The following is a 20,980-nucleotide window of genomic DNA, read 5'->3' on the forward strand; positions in this document are numbered from 1 at the left end:
GAGAGAGAAGCTTCAACGCAAGAGATCATTTGGGTTATTTACACAGCCGATTTTTGCACTGTGTCGGTAACGTCCGCAGTGTAAAGATGGGACGTGAAAGCATTCAAAATCTGTCAAGGGGGTAAGTTAGTTGATCCGTTATCTTGGTAAGCGCATCATCTTCATGCTCATCTCGCTCTTCCTGATTGTAACGGCCACCTTCTTCATTATGAAAGCGGTACCGGGTGGACCATTTACATCAGAGAAAAACGTTCCGGATGAGATCAAAGCAGCTCTTGAGGCTAAATACAAACTCAATTTGCCAATGCATGAGCAATATCTCGAATATTTGAAGGGTGTCGTTACTTGGGATCTTGGCCCATCGTTCACAGAAAAATCTTCTACTGTAAACGAAATGATCAATCGTGGTTTCCCTGTATCTGCTCACTTGGGCGCACAAGCACTGCTTCTTGCAATCTTCGGGGGTATCATCCTTGGGGTAATTGCCGCACTGAAGCATAACAAGTGGCAAGACTACTCCGCCATGGTGATAGCGGTTTTGGGGCTATCCGTTCCAGGATTCATCTTGGCATCATTTTATCAGTATTTCTTCGCGATTCAATGGGGCCTTCTGCCTATCGCAAAATGGGAAGGTTTCGAGTACACGATTTTGCCATCTCTCGCACTCGCCGCGTCGCCAATGGCCTTTATCGCCCGCTTGACGCGTTCCAATATGATTGAAGTTCTTGGACAAGACTACATCAAAACGGCAAAAGCGAAAGGTCTTCACACTTTCACTATCACAGTGAAGCACGCTATTCGTAACGCCTTGCTGCCTGTTATTACTTACCTCGGTCCACTGATTGCCAACATCTTGACTGGTGCATTCGTTATCGAGCGTATCTTTGGTGTTCCTGGTCTGGGTCGTGAGTTCGTACTGTCTATCACTAACCGTGACTACACGGTTATCATGGGGACAACGGTCTTCTACTCCATCATCCTCGTTGTGATGATTCTGATCGTAGACATGGCGTATACCTTGGTAGACCCACGAATTAAACTGGCAGACGCAGGAAAGGAGTAATGTGAACATGCAGCAATTGACTAAAGAGCATTTTCAACCGGTTTCAGTCGATCTTCGTCAAGCTGAAGCGATCAAGCGTCCTAGCCTTTCTTTCTGGGCGGATGTATGGCGTCGCTTGAAAATGAATAAAGTTGCTATGGCTTCCCTGATTTTTATCGTTGCACTGATGGTATGTGCAATCGTCATCCCGATGGTGTCTTCCAATGACTATTTCACTACAGACCTGGCGGGCAAAAACAAAAAGCCGTCTGCTGAACACTGGTTTGGTACCGATGACCTCGGTCGCGACATGTTTGTCCGTATCTGGTATGGTGCTCGTATTTCCTTGGAGGTTGGTCTTGCTGCTGCCTTCATCGACTTGATCATTGGTGTAATCTGGGGCGGTATCGCTGGTTTCTACGGCGGAAAAGTAGATGAATTGATGATGCGTTTCGCTGATATTTTGTTCGCTATTCCTTACTTGCTCGTTGTTATTTTGCTGATGGTCGTCTTATCCCCGGGGGTCGGAACGATTATTATCGCCTTGACGATAACGGGGTGGATTGGGATGGCCCGGATTGTGCGCGGGCAGATTTTGCAGCTCAAATCACAGGAGTTCGTCCTGGCAGCTCGCTCCCTTGGTGCTGACAGCGGTCGCCTGATCTTCAAACACTTGATTCCAAACGCTTTGGGTCCAATCATCGTTACACTGAGCTTGACTGTACCTTCTGCGATTTTCGCAGAGTCCTTCCTGTCCTTTATCGGTCTGGGGGTAGCGGCGCCGGTTGCGTCGTGGGGAACCATGTCCTCTGAAGGCTTGCCTGCCATGAAGTACTATCCGTGGCGTCTGATGTTCCCGGCCATTTTCATCTCCGTGACCATCTTGGCATTCAACTTGTTTGGTGACGGTCTGCGCGATGCAGTAGACCCACGCCTGCGTAAATAGGAGGGATCATCGTTATGGAACGCATTCTCGAAGTAAAAGACCTGCATGTTTCCTTCCATACGTATGCAGGTGAAGTTAAAGCAGTACGAGGCGTTAATTTTCACGTAAATCGCGGGGAAGCAGTAGCGATTGTAGGGGAGTCCGGTTGCGGTAAATCCGTAACCGCTCAAACCCTCATGAAGCTGATCCCGATGCCGCCAGGCGATATTAAAAAAGGCGAAATCCTCTTCAATGGAGAGAATATCGTCAAAAAGTCCAATAAAGAAATGGAATCCATCCGCGGGAAAGATATCGGGATGATCTTCCAAGACCCGATGACATCGTTGAACCCAACGATGACCATCGGGAACCAAATCACAGAAGGTTTGATCAAGCACCAAAACATGAGCCGCGCAGCTGCTCGTGATCGTGCGATTGAACTGTTGACCATGGTTGGCATTCCGCAACCGGAAAAACGTGTGGAGCAATATCCACACGAGTTTTCCGGCGGTATGCGCCAACGGGCGATGATCGCTATTTCCCTCGCCTGTTCGCCCAAGCTGTTGATAGCAGATGAGCCGACAACAGCTTTGGATGTAACTATTCAGGCTCAGATTTTGGATTTGATGAAAGATCTCCAAAAGAAAACGGGTACCTCCATTATCCTCATTACACATGACTTGGGTGTCGTTGCCGAGATGTGTGACCGCGTTATCGTTATGTATGCGGGGAAAGTGATTGAAACCGGAACGGTAGATGACATCTTCTACAATCCGCAACACCCGTATACAAAAGGTCTGCTGCGCTCTGTACCGCGCCTGGACTTGAACCGCGACGAGCCGCTGACGCCGATTTTCGGAACACCACCGGATCTTCTGCGTCCGCCAGTGGGCTGTGGTTTTACCGCTCGCTGCGAATCGGCTATGCGTGTTTGCCAGGAGATCGATCCTGAGTTGAACGAAATCAGCACGACCCAACGAGCAGCTTGCTGGTTGCAGCATCCGCTCGCTCAGAACCACGCAGGATCGTAGGAGGAGGGTAAACAGTGGATAACCGCGATACACTCATTGAAGTACGCAACTTGAAAAAGTTCTTTTCCATTGGAGATAATACTCTGAAAGCTGTGAATGATATCTCGTTTGAAATTAAACGGGGAGAAACACTCGGCGTTGTAGGAGAATCAGGCTGTGGGAAGTCCACCGCGGGTCGTACGATTTTGCGTCTATATGACGCGACTGGCGGGGACGTCCTCTTTGAAGGCAAAAGCATCATGAATTTGAATCATCAGGAAATGAAGGCGATGCGCCGAAACATGCAAATGATTTTCCAAGACCCGTACGCTTCCTTGAACCCGCGTATGACGGTTGGAGACATCATCGGCGAAGCGCTGGACATTCACAATCTGGCATCCGGGCAAAAGCGCAAAGAGCGCATCCAAGAGCTGCTCTCTTTGGTTAGCTTGAACCCTGAGCATATGAACCGTTTTCCACATGAATTTTCCGGTGGTCAGCGTCAGCGGATCGGGATTGCCCGTGCGCTGGCGGTAGAACCGAAATTCATCGTTTGTGACGAGCCGATTTCCGCGCTGGACGTATCCGTTCAGGCGCAGGTTGTCAACTTGCTTGAGCAGCTTCAGGAAAAAATGGGCCTGACGTACATGTTCATCGCCCATGACCTGTCGATGGTAAAATACATTTCGGACCGTGTAGCCGTTATGTACCTGGGTAAAATGGTTGAATTGGCTGAAAGTGATGCTTTGTATGAAAAGCCGCTTCATCCGTATACGCAAGCTCTGCTGTCTGCAATTCCGATTCCAGACCCAGAGATCGAGCGCAACCGTGAGCGCATCGTCCTGCAAGGCGACGTGCCAAGCCCAATGAACCCGCCAAGCGGTTGCCATTTCCGCACGCGTTGCCCGAAAGCAATGCCGGAATGCGCTGCTTCTGTGCCAGTATGGAAGGAAGTCGAGCCAGGACACTTCGCTGCTTGTCATTTGTACAACTAGTCCTTTCATGAAGAAAGCGAGCTCTCGGTTGAGTCTGACCGGGACTCGCTTCCCTTTCATAAATGGAGGTTTTACCACTTGGAAAACGGGGTATAAGTACCCTTGATAGCTTTCTCAGGGGTATTTTTTTTCAACACCATTACTGGTAAAATGTAGGGTATGAAAAGGGGGCAGCATCATGAGCCGATTTTTGTCGCCGAAATGGAAAAAGAAAGGGGCTGGATTCTCGCTTTCAGGTAAAGTAAACATCAAGAGCCTGCTCGCAACGGAAAAACTGCGCGGCTCCCTGGCAACAAAGATGATAGTCTTTGGCCTGATTCTTGTACTTATCATTATTGGTTCTTTGCAATACATAGCGCTTTCTTTCTCCAAATCAACTTTGTTCTCCATTACATCCAAGCAAGCAAAAATGTTGGCTGAGCAGCACGCAGCCAGCATGGAAGACTGGATACAGACGATCGTCAAAACGAGCGAATCGACAGCATCCAAGCGCGTGATGATGACAGAGCTGGAGCCGCTGATCATGGAGCAGTTCACGCTCATGCGTCAATCCCATAAGGAAATCTCCAAAATTTACTTAGTAGACAGCAATACCGGGAAATCGCTCTACTCGTTGACCGGGAAAAACGAAATCGACTTCAAGCAAAAGCAGTATTTCCAAAGGGTCATGAGTACCGGGAAAACGGTCATTTCTGACGAGGAAATCGCTGAAGGCATTAATAAAAGTTTTCTTTATATTGCGACACCTGTAGGAGAGAAAAACAGCGACAAGAGCCGCTTGTTTATTGTCGGATTCACGATCGATCAAATGATCCAGAAAATCCCTGAAATCTCCTTCATGCAAAATGGCTACGCTTTTGTTGTTCGCCAGGATGGTCTGGTTGTGGCGCACCAAAACCCGCAAAACAACAACAAGCTTGTTTTGGCGGGACAAGCAGACTACGCAGAAATGCTCGAACTGATGAAGCACGATACAAGCAACAGCTTGTTGTATTCCGATCACGGCAAAGGCTCCTTTGCAGCTTTTGCACCGATTCAACTGTTGAAGTGGAATATCGTCCTGTCGACAGGCAGCGATGAAGTATACGGGGAAGTAAACGGAATGTGGCTGTACTTTGTCCTGTTCAGCCTGCCGATTATCGGCTTGTCTGTATGGGCAATCTGGTGGTTCGCCAAGCGGATTCGCCTCTCGCTGTTTGCGATTGCAAGAGACATGGATCGCATCGGCTCCGGTCACTTCGATGTTCATGTCAAAGTAAACGGCAATGACGAGCTGGCGATGGTCGGCCGCAAAATGAATGAGATGGCTGCCGAGTTGCGCAAGCTGATTGCGCTTGTACAAGGACAAGCAACCCAGTTGAACGTGGCGACTGACGAACTGACGCAGTTTGCCCAGGACAACAAAGGGGCAATCAGCGTCATTACGGATAACATCTCGACGATCGCGCAGCGCGTGTCCACTCAAACCAACGAAGTGCAGGCGACGGCAACGACCGTCTCCGAGATTTCGCAAGGGGTTGAGCAGGTAGCGATTGCAGCGGAGTCGACGTCTATTGCGACGACACGGACGTTTGAGCGTGCCCAGGGCGGTATGCAGCTGGTGGAAAACGTAATCGATACCGTTCGCAAGGCGACAGACGAGGTAGAGCGTACCGCTACGCAGATGCACAGTTTGCGCGAGCGTGCGCGCGAGATTACCAGCATTGTCGAAATGATTACGAGTATCGCATCGCAGACCAATTTGCTGGCGTTGAACGCGGCGATTGAAGCTGCACGCGCTGGCGATGCCGGACGCGGCTTCTCTGTCGTAGCGAGCGAAGTGCGCAAGCTGGCCGAGGAGAGCAGTTCTTTCTCCGAGCGGATTGCGGCGATTGCCCATTCGATTAACGACGAAGCGATGGACATGAGCAAGCACATGGACGAAATCGTCACCATGGTCGGCGGCGGACTGAAGTCTGTCGAGTCTGTGGGTACGACCTTCCAAAACATTGTAGCCGAGATTCAATCGGCTGCCGAGCAGAGCGAATCGATGACGGCAACATCCGAGGAAATGGCTGCGGGCAATCAGGTGGTCACCAACTCGATGCAACGTCTGGCAAGCATGTCGGATGAGATCAGCGATTCGATCTCAGGCGTCGTCGAGACGGTCGACGAACAGCTCAATTCGATTGCACGCATCAATGAAAATGTGGAACAACTGAAAAAGATGGCAGACGACTTGACCGAGAACGTCAGCCGGTTTGTGATCTAAAACGAAACCCTTCTGCGAAATGGTCTTATCCCCGTCAAGTGGACAGTTCAAAACAAGCCCTTGCTTTACGCAGCCTCAGCTCGGTATTGAACTGGGCTGAGACTGCGTAAACGAGCTTGAATCCGTTCGTGATTGTAAAAATGAATGTAACGTTCGATTGCTTTATTCACCTCTTCTTCGGTTCCGAAGGAATCCAAATATATACATTCTGTTTTGAGGTGGCTGAAAAAGCTTTCGATACAAGCGTTGTCCAGGCAGTTTCCTTTTCTCGACATACTTGGAGTTATGTTATACGCTTGTAATAGATTCTGATATGCTCTGGACGTGTACTGGCTTCCCTGATCGCTATGTAGCAGGACGCCATTCACGTCTCTTTTTTGTGTCGCTGCCTTCACAGTATCTAAGACGAGGGATAAATCATTCTGTTTGCTGACTTTATAGGCAATTACCTCATTATTGAAAAGGTCGTAAATGACAGACAGATACAGCCGTCTCCCGTTAAAAATGATATAGGTAATATCTGTAGCCCATTTTTCAGTAGGTCGTGACGCAGCAAACTCACGGTTCAACTTGTTTTCTGTTATCACGATTGGCTCTTTGCGTCCATAATACTTTCGTTTCCTGCGAATACGTGATTGGATCCCCAACTCTTTCATCAGTCGGTACACACGCTTATGATTAATTCGAATGCCATGGACCCGGTATAGCCACATCTTAATTCGAGGATATCCGTATATTCCATTGACCCCTTGATGACAATGCAAAATCAGCTTTTTTAACTCTTGGTCTTCCGCGTATTTTCTCGTCGGGTTCTTCTGTAAGTGCAGCCACTTATAATAACCACTTTTTGATACTTGAGCAATTTTGCATAGTAACAGAACTGGATAACGATCCGCCATCTCAGCAATAATCCGAAAAATTACTGTTTTTCCCTGATCCTTCTTCTTTCCCCCTTTCTGGCTTCTAAGAGCTTTTTTAAGAATTCTACCTCCGCTTCAAGACGCCTAATTCTTTCATCTGAAGCCATGGGGTTTTTACGAGGCCTTCCCATGCTCATCCCTCCGGCTTTGCCTCTTTGGTCTACCAATCCTTGTACACCGTGATCTCTGTATTTTCTAACCCATCTACGGAACATCCGTAAATCCAAACCGTAGGTTTCTTGAATTTGTTTATACGTAGCTCCTTGTTCAAACCATTCCACTACTTGTGTCTTAAATTCAAGCGAGTATGTCATTTTCCCCATAAAGAATATCCCCTCCAAATAAACAGTAATGGTCTTTCTTTTTACTGTCTACTTAAAGGGGATAATATCAAAATGTGGAAGGGTTTTTTCTTGTGAATATTTTCCTTCCCCCTGGGTGAGAATAAAACCATGAATGGAGGGAAGAGACTGCTATGAAACGGATAGGATACTTGGCTTCTTGCTTCATCATGCTTGTAACCATCTTTTCTCCGATGGGTGCTTTGGCAAAAGAAAAAGCGGCTCCGCAACAAGGGGAGATGAATTTTGCCCCGCATGCCTCGTCTGCCATTATGATCGAAGCAGATACAGGAACGGTTTTGTACGAAAAAAATGCGAATGAAAAAATGCCACCCGCCAGCATCACCAAGGTGATGACGATGCTCTTGATTATGGAGGCGGTGGAGCGGGGAGAGCTTAAATTTACAGATAAGGTCAGGGCCAGCGAACGGGCGGCTTCGATGGGAGGATCGCAAATCTTTTTGCAACCGGGCGAAGAAATGACCGTGGAAGACATGATCAAAGGAATTGCGATCGCTTCCGGAAACGACGCCTCGGTAGCGATGGCTGAGCATCTGGGCGGAACGGAAGAGGGCTTTGTGAACCGCATGAACGAGCGGGCCAAACAACTAGGGATGAAAAACACGCACTTTGTCAACTCCAACGGCTTGCCTGCGGAAAATCACTACTCTTCTGCGGCCGATATCGCGATCATGTCGCGCGAGCTTTTGAAGCACGATGGGATCACGAAGTTTACAGGCACGTACCAGGATTACTTGCGCAAGGATTCGGCAAGTCCTTTCTGGCTGGTCAATACGAATCGACTTGTCCGCTTTTACGAAGGCGTAGACGGCCTGAAAACAGGCTATACAGGCGAAGCCAAGTATTGTTTGACCGCGACGGCCAAGCGCAACGACATGCGGATCATTGCCGTCGTCATGGGCGAGCCGGATGTCAAAACGCGCAACAACGAAGTTTCGACCATGTTCAATTACGCTTTCACCCATTTTCAGGTGATGCCGATGTACAAAAAAGGCCAGGCGGTTCAATCGCTCACGGTGGACAAAGGGCAAGTGCCACAGATTAATGTGGTCACGCCGCACGCTGTCAGTTTGCTGATGAAAAAAGGAGAATCAGCGGACACGTACACGAAAGAAATCGTCATGAATCCTGCTGTCAACGCTCCGGTTTCCAAAGACCAGGTCGTCGGCCACATTTTTATTCGTACAAAAGACGGCCGCGAAGTGAACAGGATTGATCTGATGCCTGAGCAACAAGTGAATAAGGCAAACATGTGGGAGATTCTCAAGCGGACAACCAAGAGTGTTTTGATCAGCTACTGACACACGACAACAAAGCGCGAAAAGAATCGAGTTGCCTCGAATGCGATGGCGCGGCTGCTCGATTTTTTTGTTCTTTTGTCGCCTGGCAGGAATTGGTTTGTCCGAAGCAGAAAGAGAGGTTTATTCAAGGGAGAAGGAGTGAGTCAGCCATGAGTTTGCGGATTGCGATGGAGACCCGGCAAGACGTGCTGGTGATCCGCCTGCAAGGAGAGCTGGACCATCATACAGCGGAAGAGCTGCGGAGCAAAGTGGATGAACTTTTGCGCACCCCCAACATTCGTCATATCGTGCTGAGCCTGGCTGATTTGGCCTTTATGGACAGCTCCGGTATCGGCGTGATTTTGGGACGCTACAAGCAAATATCTGCCCGTTCGGGTGAAATGTACGTGTGCTCAATCAACCCGACCATTTACCGGATCTTTGAAATGTCTGGCCTGTTCAAGGTAATCAAGTTCCGCGAAAATGAAGCAGATGCACTGCTTGTTCTGGGGGTGGCGTAAGTGAAGGTACAGCGCAATTTTATGTCCGTATCATTTGCTGCAATGAGCCAAAACGAGGCGTTCGCACGAATTGCTGTCGCCTCCTTTATCTCGCAGCTCGATATCACGATGGATGAGCTGGAGGAAATCAAGACAGTCGTATCGGAAGCCGTCACCAATGCGATCATTCACGGCTATGACGAAAATCCGGAAGGGGTCGTACATATTACTGTGCGGATCGAAGAGGGAGCCATTGATCTGGTCGTGGAAGACAACGGAAAAGGAATTGAGGATGTGGAGCAGGCGATGCAGCCGTTGTATACGACCAAGCCTGAGTTGGAACGTTCGGGTATGGGCTTTACCATTATGGAGAATTTCATGGATTCTTTGGAAGTCGCGACGGCTGTTGGTAAAGGGACAACCGTTCGTTTGACCAAACGCCTGTCGTTTGCCAAAGCCTTGCAAAATTAGGGGTAGTGCCAATGGGTGCCGATATCAAAAATGCGAGTCAACCATTTCTGACCAATGACCAAGTGAAAGAGCTAATCGCCAAAAGCCAGGCTGGAGATACCGATGCGCGTGAGCTTCTTGTGAACAGCAATATCCGGCTGGTCTGGTCCGTCGTCCAGCGTTTTATCAACCGTGGATACGAAGCGGATGATTTGTTTCAAATTGGGTGTATTGGCCTCTTGAAAGCCGTAGATAAATTTGACCTATCCTATGACGTGCGCTTTTCGACGTATGCGGTGCCGATGATTATTGGAGAGATTCAACGGTTCTTGCGTGATGACGGGACAGTCAAGGTAAGTCGATCGCTCAAAGAGACCGCGAACAAGGTACGACGAACAAAGGATGAGCTGTACAAGCAATTTGGCCGTGCACCCACGATCGCGGAGGTAGCCGAAGCCGTGGGGATCACACCGGAGGAAGTCGTGTTTGCCCAGGAGGCGAATCGGGCGCCTTCCTCGATTCATGAGACGGTTTTTGAGAATGACGGAGATCCGATTACACTGATCGACCAGATCGCCGATGAGGGCGTAAACAAGTGGTTTGAAAAAATTGCGCTCAAAGACGCGATCAGTCGACTGAGCGAGCGTGAGCAGCTCATTGTGTACTTGCGCTACTACAAGGATCAGACCCAATCCGAAGTCGCAGAGCGGCTCGGAATCTCGCAAGTCCAGGTTTCGCGTCTGGAAAAGCGCATTTTGCAAACGATCAAGGATCAGATTGAACACTGATAGCATGAATGAATGTACGTGCGAAAACACTCAAGCCAACGCGCCTGGGTGTTTTTTCATGTATTCATGCGGGCAGTGCGGTGCTTTGCTCTTTCAGCGATACCTTTTCGGGTATGCGTTTTGGCTGCGGGTACATACTACCGGATAAATGAGTAGCTCGTAGCAGGGAGGAGATTTCATGAAAGACGCGCTGTTTCTTCGTCTGAGAAAGCGGTTGGCCGTCAAGCCGGAAGCGATGATTGCCTTGGGCGATATTTGCCAGCTTTTTTGGGACGGGGAACGCGAGGAAGCGTTGAAGCGAATGCCGATTTATCAAGTAAAGCCGACAGACGGGAATTTGATCGTCATCGATATTATGCAAGTGATCCAGCGTGTTCGTTCCGTCTACCCGGAGGTGGAGCTGGAGATTCAAGGCTCGCCGCAAATTATCGTGGAAGTGTTGAATCCGCGCAAAAAAGCAAATCCGGTCCTGGTCGCTCTCGTCTGGGTGCTTTTGTTTATCGGCTCTGGCCTTGCGATCATGAACTTTCACACCGATGTCAGCATGCGCGAGGTGCACGAACGCATTTTTTATTTGATCACAGGAGAGCGAAGCGAGCAGCCGCTCTGGTTGCAAATCCCGTACTCCATCGGGATCGGCATGGGGATGATCCTGTTTTTCAATCACATTTTCCAGAAAAAAATCAACGAAGAACCAAGCCCCCTGGAAGTGGAGCTGTTCATGTACCAGCAAAGCCTCGATCAATACTACATTCAAAACGAGAATAAAGAAAACCAGCGGACGAAGCTATGAGTGTATGGGAATGCGGTTTGCTGGTCTTGATTGGACTAGGGGGCGGGCTTGCGGTCGGGAGCGGGCTTGTCGCTTTCATCGCCGTGCTGGACATTATTCCGAGGCTGACGCAACTGACCAATGCTCACCGTCACATCCGCGCTTTCGAATGGGCCTTGGTGATGGGGGCGCTTTTTTTTACGTTGATCGACTTTTTTCATCTCGGTGCTCATTGGCCGAATGTGGTTACGGCTGTTTACGGCCTGTTTGCGGGAATCTTCGTCGGGACATTGGCGGCCGGGCTGACGGAAGTGCTGAACGTCTTTCCGATCCTGGCAAAACGGCTCAGCATGGACGGCAGCCTGTTGTTTCTGTTGATGGCAGTCGTGTTTGGCAAAGTGACCGGATCGCTCTTGCAGTGGCTGTTGCATCTGTGAATTGGTAAATACCGCTATTCATAGGCAAAGTTTGAAAAAGGAAAGATAGAGGTATGAGACGTCTTACCTCGCAGGAAATATGGACTCACAAAGGAGTGAAAGGGCATGGCAACCAAAACGAAATCGAAGCCGGCTGGATCGTTGCAGATGACGAAGCAGCTATACCAGCAGCAGGCTTCCAAATTTCAGCCCAAGCGTAATGTCCTCCTGAACTCGTTGCGGGCGTTTTGGGTAGGAGGTACGATCTGCCTTCTCGGACAGGCCGTACAAAACATGTACATCCATTTCTTCGGCTTTACAGAGAAGACGGCGAGCAATCCGACGGTTGCCACGCTGATCTTTTTATCGGTTTTGCTGACGGGGCTTGGCGTCTATGACAACATCGGCCAGTATGCCGGGGCAGGCTCGGCTGTTCCGGTAACAGGGTTTGCCAACTCCATCGCTTCGGCTGCCATCGAGCATCGCAGCGAAGGACTTGTCCTCGGAGTGGGCGGCAACATGTTCAAGCTGGCAGGCTCGGTCATTGTGTTTGGGGTAGTGGCAGCCTTTGTCGCAGGCATTTTAAAAAGCTTGATCAACATGTTTTTCTAAGACGGGAGGGCTGGCTGTGTCGAGCAATCCACATCTGAAACGGGTGAGCCGCCAAACCTGGCACTTCGACCAGAATGTCCGCTTGCAAAGCTCGGCGGTAGCTGTCGGCCCCAAGGAAGGGGAAGGACCGCTCGCCTCTTTGTTTGACGTCATTCACGACGACATGTACGCCGGGCAGAATACGTGGGAGAACGCCGAGCGACAGCTGCTGGAGGACGCTGTTTCGGCTGCGCTGAAAAAAGCGGGGATCGCGGGCAGCGAAGTCGATGCCATTTTGGCGGGCGATTTGCTGAATCAAAACATCACGACCAATTTCACTGCCGAAAAGCTGGAGATCCCGCTTCTGGGCATGTACGGGGCGTGCTCGACGTCCATGCTCACTTTGGCTACGGCTGCCGCTCTGGTGAATGCCGGATATGCCAACAGAGCGATTGCCGCTTGCAGCAGCCACAACGCCACAGCCGAGCGCCAATATCGCTATCCGACGGAATACGGCGGACAAAAGCCGCCCACGGCGCAATGGACGGTCACGGGCGCAGGGGCTGGGCTGGTTGGCATCGGAGGGACGGGACCGCGCATCACGTATGCGACGATGGGCAAAGTAGTGGACATGGGAATCAAGGACCCGCTGGATATGGGCTCAGCGATGGCGCCAGCAGCCGTCTCGACTTTTTTGGCTCATTTTCAGGACACGGGCAGAAAGCCGCAAGACTACGATTTGATCGTGACGGGCGATCTCGCATCGGTCGGCTATCCGATCGTAAAAGAGCTGATGCTGGCGGAAGGCTACGACATGGATCAGGTGTACAACGATTGCGGCCTGATGATCTACACGCCCGATCAGGATGTGTTCGCTGGCGGCAGCGGCTGTGCAAGCAGCGCGGTCGTGACCTACAGCCATATTGTGGATCAGTTGAACCGCGGGTTGCTGAAAAAAGTGCTCGTATGCGCGACAGGCGCGCTGTTAAGCCCGGTCAGCACCCAGCAAGGCAATTCGATTCCGTGCATCGCGCACGCGGTCGCGCTCGAAGGAGGACAATGATGGAATATGTGATTGCTTTTGTCGTGGGCGGGCTTGTATGCGTCGTCGGACAGCTTTTGCTCGACGTCGGCAAGCTCACGCCAGCCCATGTCATGAGTACGTTGGTTGTCGCAGGTGTCGTGCTTGATTTTGTTGGCGTTTACGACAAATTCATCGACTTCGCCGGAGCGGGTGCTACGGTGCCGATCACAAGCTTCGGCCATGCGCTGTATCACGGAGCGATCAGCGAGGCGGAGCAACATGGCCTGATCGGGGTGACTACCGGCATTTTCGAGGTCACCAGTGCAGGGATATCGGCGGCGATCGCGTTCGGTTTTCTGGCTTCACTCGTCTTCAAACCAAAAGGCTGACGTCTAGGCGAGCAGAGGCGGTGAGCAAACGATGGAGCAAATGCGGCGCAAGGTCATTTTGGTAACAGATGGCGATCATATCGCACAAAAAGCTGTAGAAAGCGTCGCGCGAGAGCTGGGAGGCAGATGCATCTCGCTTTCGGCCGGAAACCCGACTCCTGTAAGGGGCGAACAGGTGGTAGAGCTGATCAAAATGACTCCGCATGATCCGGTCATCGTCATGTTTGATGACAACGGCGATTACGGCAAAGGGCGCGGGGAGCGGGCGATTGAGTACGTCGCTTTGCATCCTGACATTGAAGTAATCGGCGTCATTGCCGTTGCTTCCAATACGAAATGGGTTCATGGAGCGACTGTGGCCTATGCAGTCGACAACCAGGGACAGATCGTAGAAGAAGCGGTGGATAAGGACGGATATGCAGACGGGCAGCTCCAGCATCGCATTTACGGCGATACTGTTGACATTTTGAACACGTTGAAGCTGCCGAATGTCATCGGAATCGGGGATATCGGGAAAATGGACGGCCGTGACAGCTTGCAAAATGGTTGCCCGATCACCAAGAGAGCAGTGCAGTGGATCATGGAAAGGAGCGGCGCCTATGACGACAGTCACAGAGAAAAGACGGCCGATCTCAGAGCGGATTGAGGAAAACAAGGAGTATTTGAACGACAGGCTTGGCGTAGGAAAAAGCTTCGACATCGGAGTTCACGAATTTTTTGTGGGCAATACGAAGCTGCTCATGTACTACATAAACGGTTTTGCCGAGAGTATGCTCGTCTCGCAAATCATGCGCGAAATCAACGACTTGCGCGGCCGGGACATCACAGATAGCCTGTTTGAAACGCTGTTTTACAAATTCATTCCTTTCTACCAGCTTGCCAAGGTCGATACGACAGACGAATTTATGGACAAGCTGCTCGTCGGGCAAGTTGGCCTGATCCTCGATCGCTCGAATCACGCGATCATCATGGATACGAAAATTTTGCCGACGCGTTCCCCGCAAGAGCCAGACACCGAGCGGATCGTGCGCGGGGCGCATGACGGTTTCACGGAGACGCTTGTCATCAACACGGTTTTGACGCGCAGAAGAATCCGCGACGAGCGATTGCGGTTTGAAATCATGCAAGTGGGGGAGCGCACCAAAACGGATGTAGCGGTCGCCTATTTGCAAGATGTGGCGAACCCGCAGCTTGTCGATGAGTTGAAAGAACGGCTGCAAAATATCCAGATCGACGGGATTCCGATGGCGGAAAAGACGATTGAGGAGTTTATTATCGGAAAAACGTTGAATCCGTTTCCGCTCGTTCGCTACACGGAACGGCCAGACGTAGCCGCTGTCCACCTTTTGGAGGGGCACGTTCTGATCTATGTGGATACGTCTCCGAGCGTAATGATTACACCAGCGACTTACTTTCATCACGTTCAGCACGCGGAGGAGTATCGGCAAACCCCTGTGGTCGGTGCCTACTTGCGGTGGGTGCGCTTTTTCGGGATTTTCGCTTCCGTCTTCGTCCTGCCAATCTGGCTGCTCATGGTGATGCACCCATCGATGATTCCGGAGCAGCTTGATTTTATCGGAATGAAGGACAAGGGCAGTATCCCGCTGCTGGTGCAGTTTCTGCTCGCAGAGGTGGGACTTGATCTCATGCGGATGGCGGCGATTCATACGCCTGCGCCGCTGTCAGTGGCCATGGGCCTGTTAGCTGCGATTCTGGTCGGTGACGTTGCGATCAAGGTCGGACTGTTTGCGCCCGAAGTCATTCTCTATCTGGCCGTGGCGGCCATCGGGATGTTTGCGACGCCTAGCTATGAGTTGGGACTGGCGAATCGGCTCGTCCGCATCTTTTTGATTCTGATGGTGGGCTTCTTCTCCACACCTGGCTTGATGATCGGCTTTTTGGCTGTGCTGGTCGGACTCGCTGCGACGCGTTCCCTCAACACGCCGTATTTGTGGCCGTTCATCCCTTTCAACTACAAGGCGATGAAGGATGTTGTCGTCCGGCTTGCCGTTCCTAGCAAAAATAATCGGCCCAGCATCGTTCGCTCCCAAAATTCCTCGCGGCAATAATATTCTGAAAACGGATGCCAACACCCATTGTCAAACGCACAGCCTTGTAGTACATTGAATGGGGAAGCCTTACGATGCTTGTTATGTTTGGCAACTGACGCTTTTTGTCGGTTGCCTTTCTCTATAGGATCTGGGCTATTAGGATCGGCGTGATCAGACTGGGAGGAGCCAAATATGTTTTTACACGGGACAAGTCGAGTAAACGAGCAGGGGCATCTTGAAATCGGGGGCTGTGACACAACAAGTCTGGCGGCTACGTACGGAACACCGCTGTACGTCTATGACGAGGCGCAAATTCGCGCGAAATGCCGCAGCTTTGTGGAGGCGTTCAGCCAGACGGGATTCTCTTTTCAGGTAGCTTACGCAAGCAAAGCTTTCTGTACGATGGCGATGTGCAAGCTGATCGAGGAGGAAGGGCTTTCGCTCGACGTCGTATCGGGCGGGGAGCTGTACACAGCCTTGCAAGCGGGCTTTCCTGCTGACCGCATTCACTTCCACGGCAACAACAAGTCGCTGGACGAAATCAACATGGCTTTGGATGCGAAGATCGGCTGTTTTGTGGTAGACAACTTTTATGAGCTGCACACGCTGGCAGAAGTTGCGAAGGAGCGCGGCGAAAAGGTTGCCGTCCTCTTGCGCGTAACGCCTGGCGTAGAAGCTCATACGCACGAATATATTTCCACCGGGCAAATCGACTCGAAATTCGGCTTCGATGTGCAAAACGGGCAAGCTCTGGAAGCGATCCGCTATGCGCACGAGAGCAATCATCTGCACTTATTGGGCGTTCATAGCCATATCGGCTCGCAAATTTTTGAGACAGACGGTTTCCTTGTTGCGGTGAAGCGGTTGACTGAGTTGCTTGGTGACGCAAAAGACAAGCATGGCTTCCTTCCAGAGGTACTGAATGTCGGCGGCGGCTTCGGAATCCGCTACGTAGAGGGCGATACGCCACAGCCAGCCGAGACGTACATCAAGGCGATTACCGATCTCGTGCGCGAGGAGCTGACAGCGCGTGAAATCCCGTTGCCTGAGCTGTGGATCGAGCCGGGCCGCAGCATTGTCGGAGATGCAGGCACCACTTTGTACCGAATCGGTTCGCATAAAGAAATTCCGAATGTGCGCAAATACGTTGCCGTTGACGGCGGAATGACGGACAACTTGCGTCCGGCGCTGTACAACGCGCAATACGAAGCGGCGATTGCCAACAAAATGAACGAGAGTGCCACAGAAGTCGTCTCCATCGCCGGAAAATGCTGTGAGTCTGGCGATATGCTGATCTGGGACGTGAAGCTTCCTCCTGCTGCGGCTGGCGACATTTTGGCTGTAACCAGCACGGGCGCATACGGATATTCCATGTCCAACAACTACAACCGCATCGCTCGTCCGGCTGTTGTGTTCGTCAAAGAGGGAGAAGCCGAGCTGGTAGTAAAACGCGAGACGTACGCAGATGTCGTCGGCCACGATCTTTTGCCGAAACGGGCGCAATTGCAGCGCTAACCGATCCAAAAAAGCAGACCAAGACCCTTCCGAAAAGCACAGGAAGGGTCTTTATATTTCCTTCATCTGGCATTCACGAAAAATTAAATCTTCCCTGCCATAATGGAGGTGGCGAGGAGGACAGATACAGCATGTTGTCGACTCTCATCAAAAAGTTTCGGCGCTTTCCCTATTTTTCCCTGGATAAGCGTCAATGGATGAAGAACGTCATTCGGCAGGAAATCGAGAAAGGCCGCAACGTCGTCATGTTTTATGTCGATATTGTCAAAATGACGGAAGTGGAGCAGCGCTACGGCGATACGAGCGCCAAACGCGTGCTGCACATTTTTGAAGGAATATTGCCGGGAGTAGCTCGCCAGGCATTCGAAATAAAAGGCAAGATTTTGGCGATTCAGAAGCTGTGGGGCGACGATTTCGCCATTTATGTGTCTTTTGGCGGACAGGTAAGCGATGAAGATTGCCGCATGCTTTCCATCCATTTTCAGGAGCTGGCGGAGCGGCAGCTGAATCGTCAGGTCAGCTTCGTCAACCGGGAAGATTTGCGGGTGCATATCGGCTATGCTACCATCGCAGGTCATGATATCGTCCGGGAAATGTACACGTCGGTGAAACACGCCGTCCATATGGCGAAGTACGGGATTACATCGGAAAAGTACACGCACATGACCCAATTTCACAAGCTGCTTGCGGAAGAAAATGTGAACATGCATTTTATGCCGATCATTCACCTGCCAGACGGCCAGGCGTTAGGGTGGGAGGCGCTTGCTCGCGGCCCGCAAAACAGTCCGTTTGCGACGCCCGCGACATTGTTCAGCTATGCGGAGGAGACGGATACCGTGTTTCGGCTGGAGCATATTTGCCGCAAGCGAGCATTGGAACAGCTGCGCTATTTAAATCCGAATGAAAAGTTGTTCATTAACCTTGATCCAAGGGCGATAGACGATCCCTTTTTGCTGAGGGGAAAGGTTCAGAGCTTGCTCGCCAATTACGGCCTGAACCCGCATAACATCGTCTTTGAAATAACGGAGCGTCACGCGATTACGAACTACGCGGTGTTTCGCAAAATTATCGAAGAGTACCGGAAAAAAGGCTATTTGATCGCGGTCGATGATGCAGGTGCGGGCTATTCCAGCCTGGAATCGATTACGGAGATTTACCCCGATTTCATCAAACTGGACATGTCGCTCATCCGCAATATCGATGTCGACCCGATCAAGCAGGCGCTGCTGGAGACGTTCGTCTCATTCGCCGAGAAGGTCAATTGCAAGATTATTGCGGAAGGCATCGAGACGGAGCGCGAGCTGGAGACGCTGATGGACGTAGGGGTGGTTTACGGCCAAGGCTACTATTTGGGCAAGCCGGACAAAGGGATGGCGCAAGTATCGGGTCAGGCGATGAACTTTTTGCGCTATATGCAGGAGAAGCAAAGAGACGGTGCGAAAGAGACGATCATCGTCGCGCCAGACATGACGGAGATTTTGGCCAAGACGATTTGCGTGGAAAAGCACGTCAGGGTGCGGCGCGTCCATGAAATTTTCGAGCAAAACCAGCGAATTGAAAGCGTAGTCGTCCTGGAAGAGGGCAGACCGATCGGGTTGGTCATGCGCTTTTCGCTCTATCAAATTCTTGGCGGCCAGTACGGCATCGCCCTCTATTACGAGCGGCCTGTTTCCCACATCATGAACACGAACCCGCTGAAGGCCAGCAAAAACGACCGGCTGGACGAGGTAGCGAAACGAGCCATGGCGCGCGACGCCTATCATCTCTATGACGTCGTGATCATCGTCGGGGAGCAGAACGAGTATTTGGGCATTGTGACCGTGCAAAATTTGCTCGACAAGATGGCTTCGATCAAGCTGGAGATGGCCAGTTCCGCCAATCCGCTGACAGGGCTTCCAGGCAACGTGCAAATCGAGCGCGAACTGAACGGGCGGATCAAGCAGCGAGAGGCGCAGATGGTGATTTACTGCGATCTCGACCGCTTCAAATGGTTTAATGACCGCTACGGCTTTGAAGTGGGCGATCAAATCATCGTGCGGACGGCGAATTTGCTGCGGGATGCCTCCCGGCGCTTTGGAAGCGGCAATGACTTCATCGGGCATATCGGCGGCGACGACTTTATCCTCATCACCGCGGCAGATCATGTGGATGCGCTTGTCACGTATTTGATCGACTCGTTTTCCTCCTATTTTACGGACATCTACGAAAAATGCCGGATGGGCGACGATGTGCAATTGTCAATGTCCATGGCAGGCGTGGACTTGGGGCCAGGCATGTTTACGAGCGCGGAAGCCGTGGCGCGCCGGGCGGCCGATGTGAAAAAGTGGGCGAAATCGTACCCGGGAACGGTGTTTGTTCGCGACCGCGAGAGGGAAGAGCAGGCGAGTGTGGAGACTGCGGGTGGATGTTGAAAAAATCAAATAAAAAAGACACTAGCAAATTACTGCTAGTGTCTTTTTGTACTAGGTGAGTCTTATTCTCCCAATACCTTGACTTCTTTCATTTTATCGCCTTGCTTGATCGCGTCAACATGCTCCAAACCGGAAGTCACGCGGCCAAATACAGTATGTACGCCATCGAGGTGAGGGAACGCGTCGTAGCAGATGAAGAACTGGCTGCCGCCTGTGTCTTTTCCTGCGTGCGCCATCGAGAGGGCACCGCGTTGGTGTTTGTGCGGGTTTCCTTTGGTTTCACATTTGATAGTGTAACCAGGACCGCCAGTGCCAGTTCCGTATGGGCAACCGCCTTGTGCTACGAAGCCAGGGATGACACGGTGGAAAGACAGACCATTGTAGAAACCTTCGTTTGCCAGCTTTTCAAAGTTGCCGACAGTTCCTGGAGCTTCTTGATCGAACAGCTCCAGCTCGATTTGATTACCATTTTCCATGGTGATGTGCGCTTTTTTCATGGATGAGCCTCCAGACCTTGTAAAGTTAACGTTCCTATTTTACCACGCGTCATGGTTGTCGTCCAATTACATCCCGCTGGTTTAGTTATTTCAGCTTATTCCCCACAACACTGCCATTTTAAGCAAAAGTTATACAGGAAACTGTTAGATTCTGTCGAATCGGTTGTAATCAGGAGGGGGAGAAGAGAGTGGCTATAACGCAAAGAGGTAGACTTGATTTATTGAAAGAAGTGTACAAAAATCAACAGACAGAGGGAAAGTTTACGCATGAGACATTAAATTGCAACGATAAAAGTTCGCTATTAAAATATACAGCCTACTTGTATTTGGAGGATCATGGATGGCTTGCAATAAATGAGGTAAATCAAAGTGAATATGTAGTGAGAATAACTGGAAAAGGGATTGATATTGTAGAAAAGAGAGCCAAAAAGAAGCTCTTAAAAGTGTTTTTAAATTGGGCGGTAGTAGGCTATACACTCTTTGTTATTTGGTTCTTATTTCGATTGTTTCAGTTTGGGGAAATCAGTAACGGTGATAACAGCTTCATTGCTTTGGTTGGTTTCCTATTCACTATGTTGGGTACTTTAATTGCAGTGAATGACAGAGAATAGGACTTAGCCTTCGAATCAATTTTGGCTACTCTATTACTCTATTAATCAACGATTTGCGGCACCGACAGGCTTTTGCTTGTCGGTGCTTTTCTTTTCGCACGCCTGAAAAAGCCAATGACTCGCTCGCATCACGCCCGGCTCTTTCAGCCTGATATGCCAGCCTTGAAGAGACTTGTAAGC

The 20,980-nt window shown here is 50.7% G+C and carries 22 protein-coding genes; 19 read left to right on the forward strand and 3 right to left on the reverse strand.

Annotated elements, in window-relative coordinates; translation table 11 throughout:
- Window positions 1–130 precede the first annotated feature (130 nt).
- From HP435_RS12320 to HP435_RS12340, 5 genes are all read left to right on the forward strand, one after another.
- Window positions 131–1,063 (forward strand): ABC transporter permease, encoded by a 933-nt coding sequence (locus tag HP435_RS12320; protein ID WP_063226875.1) that lies wholly within the window; start codon window positions 131–133, stop codon window positions 1,061–1,063.
- Window positions 1,064–1,070: 7 nt separating this feature from the next.
- Window positions 1,071–1,988 (forward strand): ABC transporter permease, encoded by a 918-nt coding sequence (locus tag HP435_RS12325; protein WP_122965880.1) that lies wholly within the window; start codon window positions 1,071–1,073, stop codon window positions 1,986–1,988.
- A 14-nt stretch (window positions 1,989–2,002) separates the two neighbouring features.
- Window positions 2,003–2,998 (forward strand): ABC transporter ATP-binding protein, encoded by a 996-nt coding sequence (locus tag HP435_RS12330; RefSeq protein WP_063226877.1) that lies wholly within the window; start codon window positions 2,003–2,005, stop codon window positions 2,996–2,998.
- Between the two features lie 14 nt (window positions 2,999–3,012).
- Window positions 3,013–3,972, forward strand: coding sequence for an ABC transporter ATP-binding protein (locus HP435_RS12335; RefSeq protein ID WP_122965881.1), 960 nt, complete (start codon window positions 3,013–3,015; stop codon window positions 3,970–3,972).
- Between the two features lie 178 nt (window positions 3,973–4,150).
- Complete coding sequence (locus HP435_RS12340) at window positions 4,151–6,223, forward strand: methyl-accepting chemotaxis protein (protein ID WP_122965882.1); 2,073 nt, start codon at window positions 4,151–4,153, stop codon at window positions 6,221–6,223.
- A 65-nt stretch (window positions 6,224–6,288) separates the two neighbouring features.
- On the opposite strand, the gene HP435_RS12345 is transcribed toward HP435_RS12340, so the two are convergent.
- Together HP435_RS12345 and HP435_RS12350 are read right to left on the reverse strand one after the other, a co-directional pair.
- Window positions 6,289–7,206: an IS3 family transposase gene (locus tag HP435_RS12345; protein ID WP_173600267.1), complete on the reverse strand. Its 918-nt coding sequence runs from the start codon at window positions 7,204–7,206 to the stop codon at window positions 6,289–6,291.
- Complete coding sequence (locus HP435_RS12350; protein WP_173600266.1) at window positions 7,143–7,466, reverse strand: helix-turn-helix domain-containing protein; 324 nt, start codon at window positions 7,464–7,466, stop codon at window positions 7,143–7,145. Before HP435_RS12350 ends, HP435_RS12345 begins: the two co-directional genes overlap by 64 nt.
- A gap of 152 nt (window positions 7,467–7,618) precedes the next feature.
- On the opposite strand from HP435_RS12350, the gene HP435_RS12355 reads away from it, so the two are divergent.
- From HP435_RS12355 to HP435_RS12415, 13 genes are all read left to right on the forward strand, one after another.
- Complete coding sequence (locus HP435_RS12355; RefSeq protein WP_122965883.1) at window positions 7,619–8,806, forward strand: D-alanyl-D-alanine carboxypeptidase family protein; 1,188 nt, start codon at window positions 7,619–7,621, stop codon at window positions 8,804–8,806.
- A gap of 149 nt (window positions 8,807–8,955) precedes the next feature.
- Window positions 8,956–9,306 carry an anti-sigma F factor antagonist gene (gene spoIIAA, locus HP435_RS12360; protein WP_063226881.1) on the forward strand — a complete coding sequence of 117 codons (351 nt, stop codon included), beginning with the start codon at window positions 8,956–8,958 and terminating at the stop codon, window positions 9,304–9,306.
- On the forward strand, window positions 9,307–9,756 hold the full coding sequence (spoIIAB, locus tag HP435_RS12365) for an anti-sigma F factor (RefSeq protein WP_122965884.1): 450 nt from the start codon (window positions 9,307–9,309) through the stop codon (window positions 9,754–9,756).
- Window positions 9,757–9,767: 11 nt separating this feature from the next.
- On the forward strand, window positions 9,768–10,523 hold the full coding sequence (gene sigF, locus HP435_RS12370) for an RNA polymerase sporulation sigma factor SigF (RefSeq protein WP_063226883.1): 756 nt from the start codon (window positions 9,768–9,770) through the stop codon (window positions 10,521–10,523).
- 178 nt (window positions 10,524–10,701) lie between these two features.
- Entirely contained in the window at window positions 10,702–11,316 is a 615-nt protein-coding gene (locus HP435_RS12375) for a stage V sporulation protein AA (protein ID WP_173598780.1), read from the forward strand.
- Window positions 11,313–11,732 carry a stage V sporulation protein AB gene (locus HP435_RS12380; protein ID WP_122963635.1) on the forward strand — a complete coding sequence of 140 codons (420 nt, stop codon included), beginning with the start codon at window positions 11,313–11,315 and terminating at the stop codon, window positions 11,730–11,732. Before HP435_RS12375 ends, HP435_RS12380 begins: the two co-directional genes overlap by 4 nt.
- A gap of 105 nt (window positions 11,733–11,837) precedes the next feature.
- Window positions 11,838–12,323, forward strand: coding sequence for a stage V sporulation protein AC (gene spoVAC, locus HP435_RS12385; RefSeq protein ID WP_122963634.1), 486 nt, complete (start codon window positions 11,838–11,840; stop codon window positions 12,321–12,323).
- A 16-nt stretch (window positions 12,324–12,339) separates the two neighbouring features.
- Window positions 12,340–13,365, forward strand: coding sequence for a stage V sporulation protein AD (spoVAD, locus tag HP435_RS12390; protein ID WP_122963633.1), 1,026 nt, complete (start codon window positions 12,340–12,342; stop codon window positions 13,363–13,365).
- Window positions 13,365–13,715 carry a stage V sporulation protein AE gene (spoVAE, locus tag HP435_RS12395; protein ID WP_063226888.1) on the forward strand — a complete coding sequence of 117 codons (351 nt, stop codon included), beginning with the start codon at window positions 13,365–13,367 and terminating at the stop codon, window positions 13,713–13,715. Before spoVAD ends, spoVAE begins: the two co-directional genes overlap by 1 nt.
- Window positions 13,716–13,746: 31 nt before the next feature.
- On the forward strand, window positions 13,747–14,361 hold the full coding sequence (locus HP435_RS12400; RefSeq protein ID WP_173598781.1) for a stage V sporulation protein SpoVABEA: 615 nt from the start codon (window positions 13,747–13,749) through the stop codon (window positions 14,359–14,361).
- Window positions 14,315–15,784: a spore germination protein gene (locus tag HP435_RS12405; RefSeq protein ID WP_122963631.1), complete on the forward strand. Its 1,470-nt coding sequence runs from the start codon at window positions 14,315–14,317 to the stop codon at window positions 15,782–15,784. The genes HP435_RS12400 and HP435_RS12405 overlap by 47 nt, the downstream gene beginning before the upstream one ends.
- Window positions 15,785–15,958: 174 nt before the next feature.
- Window positions 15,959–17,281 carry a diaminopimelate decarboxylase gene (lysA, locus tag HP435_RS12410; RefSeq protein WP_173598782.1) on the forward strand — a complete coding sequence of 441 codons (1,323 nt, stop codon included), beginning with the start codon at window positions 15,959–15,961 and terminating at the stop codon, window positions 17,279–17,281.
- A gap of 131 nt (window positions 17,282–17,412) precedes the next feature.
- Window positions 17,413–19,692, forward strand: a complete 2,280-nt coding sequence (locus HP435_RS12415) for a GGDEF domain-containing protein (protein ID WP_122963629.1) — start codon at window positions 17,413–17,415, stop codon at window positions 19,690–19,692.
- A gap of 62 nt (window positions 19,693–19,754) precedes the next feature.
- On the opposite strand, the gene HP435_RS12420 is transcribed toward HP435_RS12415, so the two are convergent.
- Entirely contained in the window at window positions 19,755–20,189 is a 435-nt protein-coding gene (locus HP435_RS12420; protein WP_122963628.1) for a peptidylprolyl isomerase, read from the reverse strand.
- A 188-nt stretch (window positions 20,190–20,377) separates the two neighbouring features.
- Between HP435_RS12420 and HP435_RS12425 the strand changes: the two genes are divergently transcribed.
- Window positions 20,378–20,800, forward strand: a complete 423-nt coding sequence (locus HP435_RS12425; protein ID WP_122963627.1) for a hypothetical protein — start codon at window positions 20,378–20,380, stop codon at window positions 20,798–20,800.
- The last annotated feature ends 180 nt before the right edge of the window (window positions 20,801–20,980 follow it).

Origin of the sequence: Brevibacillus sp. HD3.3A (genome assembly GCF_013284375.2) — a bacterium.
Lineage (GTDB): Bacteria > Bacillota > Bacilli > Brevibacillales > Brevibacillaceae > Brevibacillus > Brevibacillus parabrevis.